The sequence below is a fragment of the Streptomyces sp. NPDC002776 genome, from assembly GCF_053592195.1.
This window is the reverse complement of the sequence record NZ_JBSFVG010000042.1, coordinates 1-10669: the sequence shown is the minus strand read 5'-3', so window position 1 is coordinate 10669 and position 10669 is coordinate 1. Positions and strand designations below refer to the sequence as shown.

The 10669-nt window shown below is 67.4% G+C and carries 11 protein-coding genes and 1 pseudogene; 2 read left to right on the top strand and 10 right to left on the bottom strand.

Going from position 1 to position 10669, the window contains the following annotated elements:
• Positions 1-183: 183 nt before the first annotated feature.
• The 6 genes and pseudogenes from ACWD11_RS34720 to ACWD11_RS34695 form a co-directional block, all read right to left on the bottom strand.
• Positions 184-777 carry an MFS transporter gene (locus tag ACWD11_RS34720; RefSeq protein ID WP_389421630.1) on the bottom strand — a complete coding sequence of 198 codons (594 nt, stop codon included), beginning with the start codon at positions 775-777 and terminating at the stop codon, positions 184-186.
• Between the two features lie 197 nt (positions 778-974).
• Positions 975-1688, bottom strand: coding sequence for a restriction endonuclease (locus ACWD11_RS34715; protein ID WP_389421636.1), 714 nt, complete (start codon positions 1686-1688; stop codon positions 975-977).
• Positions 1689-1731: 43 nt separating this feature from the next.
• Positions 1732-2189, bottom strand: a pseudogene (locus tag ACWD11_RS34710) (restriction endonuclease); the annotation flags it as partial.
• A gap of 74 nt (positions 2190-2263) precedes the next feature.
• On the bottom strand, positions 2264-2404 hold the full coding sequence (locus ACWD11_RS34705) for a hypothetical protein (protein ID WP_389421631.1): 141 nt from the start codon (positions 2402-2404) through the stop codon (positions 2264-2266).
• Positions 2404-2616 carry a hypothetical protein gene (locus ACWD11_RS34700; RefSeq protein WP_389421632.1) on the bottom strand — a complete coding sequence of 71 codons (213 nt, stop codon included), beginning with the start codon at positions 2614-2616 and terminating at the stop codon, positions 2404-2406. Before ACWD11_RS34700 ends, ACWD11_RS34705 begins: the two co-directional genes overlap by 1 nt.
• A 478-nt stretch (positions 2617-3094) precedes the next feature.
• Positions 3095-3505, bottom strand: a complete 411-nt coding sequence (locus ACWD11_RS34695) for a MerR family transcriptional regulator (RefSeq protein ID WP_389421633.1) — start codon at positions 3503-3505, stop codon at positions 3095-3097.
• Positions 3506-3918: 413 nt separating this feature from the next.
• Between ACWD11_RS34695 and ACWD11_RS34690 the strand changes: the two genes are divergently transcribed.
• Complete coding sequence (locus ACWD11_RS34690; protein WP_451287878.1) at positions 3919-5409, top strand: SulP family inorganic anion transporter; 1491 nt, start codon at positions 3919-3921, stop codon at positions 5407-5409.
• A gap of 8 nt (positions 5410-5417) precedes the next feature.
• Here ACWD11_RS34690 and ACWD11_RS34685 read toward each other — a convergent pair whose 3' ends face one another.
• The gene (locus ACWD11_RS34685) at positions 5418-5831 is read right to left on the bottom strand and encodes a MerR family DNA-binding protein (protein ID WP_451124399.1); all 414 of its coding nucleotides are present in this window, start codon (positions 5829-5831) and stop codon (positions 5418-5420) included.
• Positions 5832-5892: 61 nt separating this feature from the next.
• On the opposite strand from ACWD11_RS34685, the gene ACWD11_RS34680 reads away from it, so the two are divergent.
• Entirely contained in the window at positions 5893-7236 is a 1344-nt protein-coding gene (locus ACWD11_RS34680) for an IS630 family transposase (protein ID WP_451287876.1), read from the top strand.
• A 60-nt stretch (positions 7237-7296) separates the two neighbouring features.
• Here ACWD11_RS34680 and ACWD11_RS34675 read toward each other — a convergent pair whose 3' ends face one another.
• Genes ACWD11_RS34675 through ACWD11_RS34665 form a run of 3 tightly spaced genes read right to left on the bottom strand, consistent with a single transcriptional unit; the run spans position 7297 to position 10399 of the window.
• On the bottom strand, positions 7297-8559 hold the full coding sequence (locus ACWD11_RS34675; RefSeq protein ID WP_389421661.1) for a metal-dependent hydrolase family protein: 1263 nt from the start codon (positions 8557-8559) through the stop codon (positions 7297-7299).
• Positions 8560-8594: 35 nt separating this feature from the next.
• Positions 8595-9179, bottom strand: a complete 585-nt coding sequence (locus tag ACWD11_RS34670) for a pyruvoyl-dependent arginine decarboxylase (protein ID WP_389421660.1) — start codon at positions 9177-9179, stop codon at positions 8595-8597.
• Between the two features lie 38 nt (positions 9180-9217).
• Positions 9218-10399 carry a carboxylate-amine ligase gene (locus tag ACWD11_RS34665; protein ID WP_389421659.1) on the bottom strand — a complete coding sequence of 394 codons (1182 nt, stop codon included), beginning with the start codon at positions 10397-10399 and terminating at the stop codon, positions 9218-9220.
• Positions 10400-10669 lie beyond the last annotated feature (270 nt).

The window sequence follows — 10669 nt, the reverse complement described above, 5'->3', positions numbered from 1 at the left end:
CCGCTGAACGCGTTCCAGATCGCCTTCGAAGGCCGACTCACCCCCACCAGCCACTGACCCTCAACAACCAAGATCAGCCGTTGACTGGACACACCGATGAGACGGGAGGGCGGCACGTGATCACCTCGAGCGTTGGAGGGCAGGGGGTAGGTGTGGGGCGGACGGGCCGTGTCCGGGTTGTGCTCACGGCCCGTCTTCCGAAGAGCGGTCGTGCCGCACATCCACGGCGACTGCGGGATGAGGGACGATCGGCCGCGGGGTCGGGGGTGTGATGGCCTCGGTTGAAGGCGGAGCCACGGTGGGTGCGCCAGGCATGTACAGCAGGCTGCGCAGCGGGGAGCGGTAGAGGACCACGACGGGGACGACGAGCAGGCAGGTGCCGACGATCAGGGTGGGGCGCACACCGATCCAGGTGCCGAGCCCGCCGGCGAGGAGCGCGGCCACCGGCCGCCCGCCGGAGGTGAGCCAGGTAGGCACGGCCTGCATCCGGGCCTGCATGCCGTCGGCGGTGATGACCTGGCGAATGGTGCGCTGGGTCGTCCCCGCGGCCCCGGCGCATGCCAGCTGAAGGAACAGAGCGATGCCGATGGAGAACTGCCAGACCAGGCCCGGGGAGGCGAGGAGCAGAGGAAGCTGGGTGAGCGGGATGATCGCGAGCGCGGTGAGCATCATCAGCCCGGGCCCGTACCGCGCCGCGAGTGACGGGGCCGCCAGAGCCCCGGCCGCCGCGCCCAGCGCCCCGAGTCCCAGGACCACCCCGAAGGCGGTCGTGCTCATCGTGAGGGACCGGAACAGGTTTGTTTCCGCAGAGACCGTGTCCCCCGCAGGTCGTGTCGCTTTACATGGCGGTCGACGACGTCGGACGTGTCGAGTTGCAGTAGCCCATCGTGTTGCCATCCACGTCCGGTCCTGTGAGGAAGGGCATACTGCCGCCGAGGTGGATGGCCAAGCCTTCCAGCTTGCGGGACCAGCAGTCACTGCGTTGTGCTCTGGATGCCGAGGACGTCGTACAGATGCCGGCCGTGGGCCCATGCCTTCAGCTCGGAACGGCCCATGAGGATGAGCCGGTGGTGCTGGGCGAACTTGATGGCCGGTTCGGTGAAGCCATTGAGGGCGATCATGATCGGGAGGTCGGCTCCGTGGTGCGGGCGGGCTGTGCCGTTGAACTTCTGCACGTGGCCTGACCCGACCGGGTTGGTGTACTGCTTGCACTGGACGATCAGTAGGCGGCCTTCGGGGTCGTGGGCGGTGACGTCAACGCCGAGGTCACCGGCGCCGCCGACCCGGCGGGGACCCAGGAACCCGTCACGGGCCAGGAGATCGGTGCATGCCTGCTCGAACCCCGTGGCGCTCATCGAGGAGAGCTGCTTCATCTTGAAAGTCAGCACGTCCGGGTCGGGATCACCGTCTGATGGTGCGACGAACGCGTCGTCCGGGCCGACGTAATTGTGGGTGCCGAAGAAGAACGACAGGAGCTTGCCGACCAGTATGAGCACGGCCGGTGCGCCGACCGCGATCAGCCCGGTCCACCATGGGTGATCTGCGATCAGGTTCCACAGGTCTACGGTGATCCACCGGCTGACGTCTTCGGTGAGCCACTGCCACAGCATCTTGCCGATGGCCAGCGCGAGGACCGCGTATAGGAGGAATTTCAGCGTTGGGTCGAGTGACCCGTCTTCGTCGAACACCACACCCCCAGACGTATCGGACGGCGGTCAGCGAGCCGGTTGGTCAGGTCGCGCGCTTGAATCGGCTTGCGCGGGAGCGCGGGGACAACCCGAGGAGTTCATGCAGGGCGGCGCCGCTTTCGGCCCAGCGCCGGAGCTTTCTCGGTCGACCCAATGGACACCGTGCCGGTCGCCCCACGCCTTGGCGTCGCGGGTGAAGGACCCGTTGGTAATGACGACTGCGTGCTCGGCTTTATGGGCCGGGCCAGCTGTCCCTTGCACCGCGTACATCACCGACGACCCCACCTTCCCGCCGACGCGAGTGTGCTTGGCCTGTACGACGATTCGACCTCGCTGGCGATGGTCGCCCATGACGTCGGCGGCCTGGTCACCGCTACCGCCCACACGGCGGGCCGGCCAGCCGTCGCGGACCAGGAGGTCTCGTAACGCGTGCTCGAACTGCCGGTCGTCCATGGAGTCAAGTTCGGCCAGGGTGATCCGCAACGTGGCCAGCCGTCCGGCGTCGAGTCGGTGCCGACGCACGCTCGGCACGATCCGGCAGGACCCAAGAGCGGACGCCAGCAGAGTGACGGCCACTACGAACGGCCACGCGTCCTCGCGGCGGTCGCAGCGGCCATCCGGATGGCCAGCACCACGACGGCCAGGGCCACGACCAGCGCCGAGAGGACCTCCGCGGCGCCGCGTGGGCGGCGCACCTGCCACCGCGTGCGCGTCATCAGCGGCTGGCCGGAGTGGAGGCGGCGGGCTGCGGAGCTGCGGGCGGCGTCGTGGAGGCCGCCTCACCGAACCCGAACACCTGCCCCCATAACCAGTCGCCGGCCAGCAGTCCGGCGATCATCCAGCCGCTCATCCGCTTCGCGCTGCGCGGTTTCGGGTTACGGCGGATGTGTCCACGCACATAATGGAACCCGTCCGGAATGTTCGGCATGCTGTTCCCTCCCGTCGGTGAGCCACTGGCGCGGCTCGTCCCTGAGATTGGTGTAGCAGCGGCCACTGACAGGAATTGATGGATCATCACGGTGCTGTCCTTGGCCGGACCGCCATCAAGCCACGTGTGTCACTCGGCCTCGCGGCCCCCGGGTCGTGGAGCCTGAACTGCTGACCTCGACGGACAGGCTCCTCAGCTGCTCTGCCGTCCGCGCCGCAGTGGCTCGGACCCTACGAGCTGCAGCAGCCTACGCGGCGCTCACCTGCGGAAATGCTGCCGGACTCACTAGACAGGAGTCCTGGGAATGAATGGCGAAAAGCCGTAGGAGCGCACGCCTCGTCGCGAATGCGCCGGTGCCACCCCTGAGCCACTTCCTTCGCGATGCCCACGTGCGGATTCGGAGGAGGGCTGCCGTGGCCGGACTCGGCCGCCGAGACCGAAGGCAGGGGTAAGGGCGGGTTCTGCCGGCGCCCGGCGATCAGGTACGGGCCGACTCGCTCTCGGGCAGCCGTGCGCGGAGCGTGGCGGCGAAGTCCTCGGCGCGGGCGAGCTGGATCCGCAGCTTCTCCACCTGCTCGGCTGCGGCCTTCTCGTACTCGCGCACGCGCTCCAGAAGCGCCTCGCGCTCGTCCGGGCCGAGTTCACCGCCGGCGTCGAGGCGGTCGGTGGCATCCAGCAGGTCGCGCATCTGGTCCAGGGTGAAGCCGAGCGGCTTCATCCGGCGGATGACCATGAGGCGGGCAACGTCGTTCTCGGTGTAGAGGCGGAAGCCCCCCTGAGAGCGTGCGGAGGGGACGACCAGGCCGGTCTCCTCGTAGTGCCGGATGGTGCGTAGGGACAGCTCGGTGCGCGCGGCGACCTCGCCGATCTGCATGTGCCTGCCGTCCACGTCCCCGCTCCTGGCCTTTCCGTCACAGTGGTCGCCCCGGCCGGGACCCGCCAATGCCTACTCTAACGTTAGGGTAGAGTTGCTGATGCTGGAGCGGCGCACCGCTGCTTCACCAGTGCCGTGTCGGGGCCGATGCCGCCCCCGGCGAAGTTCTGATTGTTGCAGGAGAGACGCGTGCGCGAGCCCATGACGCCCGGTGCCGCCGCCTGCCCGCCGTGACGCTTCGCCCCCGAATGTGAGCCCGGCGCCCTCGCGCCTGCCTGCTCCGTTCCCTCTGGTCTTCCGGCTCCGCGCTGACGGGGCCGTCCGCGGGGTGTCGGCCCGGCCCCTCCGCGTCCTCCCGCATGTCCCTGGCTGCCGCAGGGTGTGCCCGAGCACGACAGGTTCCTGAACTCTTGTCTTCCGCTACCGCTGTGTCCCCGGCCGCGCGCCTGCGCGGCCTGAAGCCCAACTGGCTGACCGATCCGAAGGTCTGGCGCACCGAGGTCCTCGCGGGCCTGGTTGTCGCCCTGGCGCTGATCCCCGAGGCGATCTCCTTCTCGATCATCGCTGGTGTCGATCCTGCGGTCGGCCTGTTCGCCTCCTTCACCATGGCCGTCGTCATCTCCGTCGTCGGCGGACGCCGAGCGATGATCTCTGCCGCCACCGGTGCCATCGCCCTCGTCATCGCCCCGCTCAACCGAGAGCACGGCCTCGGCTACATGATCGCCGCCGTCATCCTCGCCGGCGTCTTCCAGGTCGTCCTCGGAGCGCTCGGGGTGGCAAAGCTGATGCGGTTCATCCCGCGCTCGGTGATGGTCGGCTTCGTCAACTCCCTCGCCATCCTGATCTTCATGGCCCAGGTGCCGGAGATGCGGAACGTCCCTTGGGCTGTGTATCCGCTGATCATCGGCGGCCTCGCGCTCATGCTGTTCTTCCCGAAGATCACAACCGTGATCCCCGCACCGCTCGTCTCCATCGTGATCCTCACCGTCATCACCGTCGGTGCGGCCATCGCGGTGCCGACCGTCGGCGACAAGGGCGAACTGCCGTCCTCCCTCCCCGTGCCGGGCCTGCCCGACGTGCCGTTCACCATGGACACCCTGACGACGATCGCCCCGTACGCCTTCGCGATGGCGCTGGTCGGGCTGATGGAATCGCTGATGACGGCCAAGCTCGTCGATGACATCACCGACACCCACTCGAACAAGACCCGCGAGTCGATCGGCCAGGGCATCGCCAACATCGTCACCGGTTTCTTCGGCGGCATGGGCGGCTGCGCGATGATCGGCCAGACGATGATCAACGTGAAGGTCTCCGGCGCGCGCACCCGTCTGTCGACGTTCCTGGCGGGGGCCTTCTTGATGGTGCTCTGCATCGTCTTCGGCCCGATCGTCTCCGACATCCCCATGGCCGCGCTCGTCGCCGTCATGATCATGGTGTCGTTCGCGACCTTCGATTGGCACTCCCTCGCACCCAAGACCCTCAAGCGAATGCCCGCCGGCGAGATCACCGTCATGCTCGTCACCGTCGTGTGCGTGGTCGCCACCCACAACCTGGCCATCGGCGTCGTTGTCGGCTCGATCACCGCCATGGTCATCTTCGCCAAGCGCGTCGCCCACCTCGCCGAGGTCACCGCCGTCACCGACCCCGACGGTGGGACGGTCCTCTACCGGGTCACCGGCGAGCTGTTCTTCGCCTCGTCCAACGACCTCGTCGGCCAGTTCGACTACGCGGGCGACCCCGGCAAGGTCATCATCGACCTGAGCGCGGCGCACATCTGGGACGCCTCCTCCGTCGCAGCCCTCGACGCCATCGAGAGCAAGTACGCCCAGCGCGGTAAGACCGTCGAGATCGTCGGCCTGAACGACCCCAGCGCCCACCTCCACGGCAAACTCAGCGGCGAACTCGCCGGCAGCCACTAGCCTGGCGCTCAGCGCGCGTGACACTCGATGACGGGACAGACGCCGTCGGCCTCCGGCTCCGACCCGGAGGCCACCGCGTCCTCGCGTGCCGCCACCAGGGTCGCGCGCAGCGCCCGCAGGTCAGTGATGGCCCGGTCGATCTCACTGATACGGGCGTCCGCCATGTCGCGCACCGCCGTGCACGGGGTGGTGCCACTGCGGCGCAGGGCGAGGATGGTTCCGATGTCGTCGAGGGGGAGGGCCCGGGCCCTGCGGATGAAGGTGAGTGTGTCGACGTTGTCCTGGTCGTAGAGGCGGTAACCGGCGTCGGTGCGCGGGACCGACCTCAGCAGGCCGCGCTCCTCGTACAATCGCACTGCCCGGCGAGTGGCGCCGATGCCTCGGCGGCCTGTCCCACAGTCATGGTCCGGCTCATCGCACACCCTCTTCGGCTGCTAGTGTCATGCGCCAGAAATCCTGTTGGTTAGTAAGTACCCTGTTGTCATGTCGCATTCGGGGCCTTCTGCTGTGGCGATCACGTTGTCCGAGGCCGAGCGCGCGGAGTTGGTGCGCCGGACGGAAATGCCGCACCGGCGCTCGGCCGAGAAGGCCCGCATCATCCTGGCGTGCGCTGAGGGGATGTCGAACGCGGGTGTCGCACGGCTTGTCGGTGTCCAGGCCAAAACGGTCGGCAAGTGGCGTCGGGCATTCGCCGCAGAGCGGATGGCTGGGCTTGAGGACGCCGGCTGGATCGGCCGGCCGAAGGCTGACCTGATCCTCGACGATGTCGAGCGCAGACAGCTGCAGCAGTGGGCTCGGCAGGCCAAGACCGCCCAGTTTCTCGCGTTGCGGGCCAAGATCGTGCTGCGCTGCGCGGAGGGAGGAACGAACCAGCAGGCCGCGGCCGACCTCGGCATCGACAGGTCGACCGTGGACCGCTGGCGGGCCCGGTTCATCGCGAAACGCCTCGATGGTCTGCACGACGAGCCGCGCTCGGGCCGGCCGCCCTCGATCCTCCTCGACCAGGTCGAGGAGGTCGTCGTGGCCACCCTGGAGTCGGTCCCGGGCCAGGACACCCACTGGTCACGGGCCTCGATGGCCCAGCGCACCGGCCTGTCGAAGTCGACGATCGGGCGGATCTGGAAGCGGTTTGACCTCAAGCCCCACCTGCAGGACTCCTTCAAACTGTCCACCGATCTGCAGTTCGTCGCCAAGGTCGTCGACGTTGTCGGCCTGTATCACCACCCGCCCGAGAAGGCGGTCGTCCTCTGCGTGGATGAGAAGAGCCAGATCCAGGCGCTGGACCGCTCGCAGCCGGTGCTACCGATGATGCCGGGCATGCCCGAACGCCGCACTCACGACTACCTTCGGCACGGCATCACCAGCCTGTTCGCCGCCTTCAACATCGCCGACGGCACCGTCATATCGGCACTGCACCGCCGCCACCGAGCGATCGAGTTCAAGAAGTTCCTGATCCGGATCGACAAGGCGGTGCCCGCCGGCCTCGACGTCCACCTCGTCTGCGACAACTACGCCACTCACAACACCGCCGACATCAGGACGTGGCTGAGCAAACACCCCCGCTTCCACGTCCATTTCACCCCCACCGGCTCCTCATGGATGAACCAGGTGGAGCGATGGTTCGGCATTCTGACCGACAAGCTCATCCGCCGCGGCGTCCACACCTCCGTGAAAGCGCTGGAGGACGACATCACTGCGTGGATCCACACTTGGAACGAGAATCCGCGGCCCTTCACCTGGACCAAGACAGCCGACGAGATCCTCATCTCCCTCGCCAACTACCTCACCAAGGTCGGAACCACCGGCCAGAAAACCGGGCAGAACTAACCAACAGGATTTCTGGCGCATGACACTAGCCACCCTCGCTTCGGGACAGAGTCGAACGTCTTACAGTCCCTTGACTGGTTCGTACGTGTCCTCGGTCCGACCGGGATGTAGTCGGACATGGCCGTCCTGCATGACGAAGTCGACTTGGCCCATGAGGTCGATGTCGCGCAGGGGATCACCGGGCACGGCGACGAGGTCCGCAGCTCCTCCGGGTGCGATCCGGCCGAGGTCGGGTCGCTGCAAGAGCTCTGCTGCGTCTGCTGTGGCCGCACGCAGTGCGTGACGGGGAGTGAGGCCGTGGTCGACGAGGGTGGTGAACTCCCGCCAGTTCTCCGCATGGGGGAACATGCCGGCGTCCGTGCCGAAGGCGATACGCACCCCGCTGTCGGCGACGAGCGGGAAATGCCCGCGCAGTGATGCGGCCTGCTCGGCGTAGGCGTCCCGCAGTGTCGGAGAGCGCTGCTGCCAGAAAGCGTCGTCTTCCAGACGGTCCAGGTAGTACCGCTGTGCATAATGCGTGGGGACCAGGAAGGCGTCGTGCTCTGCGATCAGGGCAAGGGTGTCTGGCCCGGTGAGACAGCCGTGCTCGACGCTGCGCACGCCCGCCCGGACAGCTCGGCGTACGGCCTCGTCGGTGAAGGCATGACAGGCCACGGGGAGCCCGCGGTCGGCCGCTGTTGCGACGAGGAGCTCCATCTCGTGCTGTGTGTAGCCGACGTCGGTGACGGTGTCGCTGGGGGATGAGAAACCACCACCGGCGGCGAATTTGATCCAGTCCGCACCATCGCGATGCTGGGATCGGACGGTGCGCAGGATCCCCTGCTCGCCGTCCGCGAGGGTACCGACCACCTGGTTGTAGCGTTCAGTGAGCGTGGGCTGCTTGTCTCCGTGGCCGCCGAGAGCACTGATGATGTTGGGCGCGACCAGCATGCGCGGCCCCGTGAGGTGGCCATCGGCCACGGCGCGTTTCAGGGACACGTTCAAGGGCTGGTCGGCGCTGCCGAGGTCTCGAACTGTGGTGAAACCGTTCAGAAGCAGGGACTTGAGGACGGGGACGGCGCTGGCGACCTGGTAGCCGACGGGCTCGGTGTCCAGGGAGTCGTCAAGGACGTGCACGTGGCAGTCGATGAGCCCGGGCAGCAGAGTGTGACCGGGCAAGTCGATCACCAGGCCGTCGGCCCCGCTCGACCTCAGCCTGGGGCCGACTTCAAAGATGCGGCCGTTACGGACGAGGACTTCGACGCCTTCGACCGGTTGCTCGGCCGTACCGTCCCACAGACGCTCGGGACGCAGGATGGTGTCCGTGGCGGAAGGTGCTGGCATGGGAGTCCTCTCGGCGGACGGGAACGGGGTGCCGGTTAGAACAGGAATACGAGGGAGGCGACGATCTTGACGTAGTCCCCGTTGTCCGGGCCTACGGCTTCCACCGCGGCGGCGTGGACGGCGACGGACCTGCCCGAGATGAGGTAGCGGTCCCTGTCCGGGCTGTACACGGCATCCGTGTCGAAGTCGGCGTCACCCCACTCCAGGGCCATCGCGGTCAATGCCATCCGGACGGCTTTCTGCCGCGCCTGAGCGGCGTTCTTGCCAATGGCGTCCGCTTCATGCACTTCGGCTACGCAGCCCAGGCTTCCGTCCTCGGGGACTGCCGCGCCCACGGCGGAGCCGATCTTCGTACCTGGTGTACTGGTCTCCGCGAGTGCCTGGATCGCGAAGACGATCTGGCCGTCGCGCAGCAGGCGGCCCCCCTGTGCACAGTCGATGAGGGCGCAGTGCGGTGGTACGCGGCTGGATACCAGCACCCGGTTCGTCCTGCCGAGACCGGCGTCCATGTACATGAGGTCGTGAGCCTGCAGTTCGTACGGGTGCCGGCCGACACCGGTGGTGAAGTACATGTGGGTGGGGACGAGTGAGGGGCCGGACAGGGTGATGTCACTGCTCATGGGTCGGGTCTCCTAGGTGAATGGAAAGGATCGCTGCTTCAGGCTGCCGGTGCTGCCAAGTAATCGACCACGGCCTCCAGTCGGCCGGCGTTCTGCTCGGCGACGCGTCGCTGACGCGTCGCACCGTTTCCCGAGTGCCGGATGCGGTCCAACCAGTGGCTGACCTCACTGGCGTCACCGAAGCGCTCCAGGTGCGGCTCCACTCGCGCCCAGAGATCGTCGACCAGTTCGAAGGCGGGGAGCGTGGGACAACCATCTCTGTGCGTGCCGACGAGCGTGTCGTCCACGCCGTATCGAGCCGCACGCCAACAGGCGGCCCGGAGGAGCATGTCGGGAACGTCCGGGGTGGGTGCTCCGTCCCGCACCCTGGTGAGCGCGTCGGCGACGAGCCCGCGTACGACCAGGGCGTAGGCGACCGTGTCGGCGGCTTGGGGCAGCACGTCCGCGATACGGACCTCGACGGTGGGCACATGCCGAGACGGCCGCACCTGCCAGTAGAGCATCGCCGGGTCGAAAGCCGCTCCGCTGCTGACAAGCTGGTCGACCAGGGTCTCGTACTGCGCTGCCGAATGGAGCAGCGGTGGTGGGCCGGCACAGGGCCAGCGGTCCCAGACCATCGAGCGCCAGCTGGCGTATCCGGTGTCGACGCCGTTACAGAACGGTGAGTTGGCCGTGAGCGCGAGCAGGAGCGGCATCCAGGGGCGCAGGTGCCCGACCGTGCGGATGGCCTCGCCTCGATCCGGCACGCCTACATGCACATGGCAAGCATTGACGCACTGATCTTCTACCAATTGTTTGAATCTTCGTGCGATCCGGTGATAGCGGGGCTGGTCGAGAATCGGCAACGGCCCCGGGTTGCCAAGGACGGGACTGCCACTGGCCACAAGCAGACAGCCCTGCACATGGGCAGCGGAGGCGGCAGCGCACCGCAGCCGCGTCGTCTCACGATGCAGTTCCTCTGCGGTACTGCACACGGCGCCCACGTTCTCCACTTGCGCCTGCGCCATTTCGGCAGCCACGTGGTCGGCCCCCACCCGGCTCCTCGTCGCGACAAGGACGCCCGACGCCTTGCGCACCGCCATGCGGGTGCGACTATCGGCCAGGACGAACTCCTCCTCGACACCGAGTGTGGGCGCTGCCTGCGCCGATGGGCTTCCGGTTCCTCCGGAGGCGCTACGGACATCAACGGTCGGGGCCACCAGGCCAGGATCCTCGGGCATAACTCGCTCTTCCGATCATGCCGACGGGATCTGGGGGCGTCCCGTCGGCTGCAACCACGGGTATCCCAGTCACCGGTGGCTACGGGGGGCGCAGGAAGCACTCGATTCCTCCCGTATTGCGCCGGGCGCATTCTGGGGGCTGTGTGATGTTGTGATCAATCAGTCGTCTTCAGTAAGAAGCCATCCGCTTTCCGAACGTGCTCGCTTGGTTCGGCTTGGGTGGGCATGAACTCCGGCTGATGGCGGGAGAGATGGGCGTGATTCGTCCGC

Excerpts from the sequence above, each read along its gene's own strand:
- ACWD11_RS34680 (WP_451287876.1), top strand. The coding sequence starts at position 5,893 with ATGTCGCATTCGGGGCCTTCTGCTGTGGCGATCACGTTGTCCGAGGCC.
- ACWD11_RS34670 (WP_389421660.1), bottom strand. The coding sequence starts at position 9,179 with ATGAGCAGTGACATCACCCTGTCCGGCCCCTCACTCGTCCCCACCCAC.
- ACWD11_RS34675 (WP_389421661.1), bottom strand. The coding sequence starts at position 8,559 with ATGCCAGCACCTTCCGCCACGGACACCATCCTGCGTCCCGAGCGTCTG.
- ACWD11_RS34705 (WP_389421631.1), bottom strand. The coding sequence starts at position 2,404 with ATGACGCGCACGCGGTGGCAGGTGCGCCGCCCACGCGGCGCCGCGGAG.
- ACWD11_RS34720 (WP_389421630.1), bottom strand. The coding sequence starts at position 777 with ATGAGCACGACCGCCTTCGGGGTGGTCCTGGGACTCGGGGCGCTGGGC.
- ACWD11_RS34700 (WP_389421632.1), bottom strand. The coding sequence starts at position 2,616 with ATGCCGAACATTCCGGACGGGTTCCATTATGTGCGTGGACACATCCGC.
- ACWD11_RS34665 (WP_389421659.1), bottom strand. The coding sequence starts at position 10,399 with ATGCCCGAGGATCCTGGCCTGGTGGCCCCGACCGTTGATGTCCGTAGC.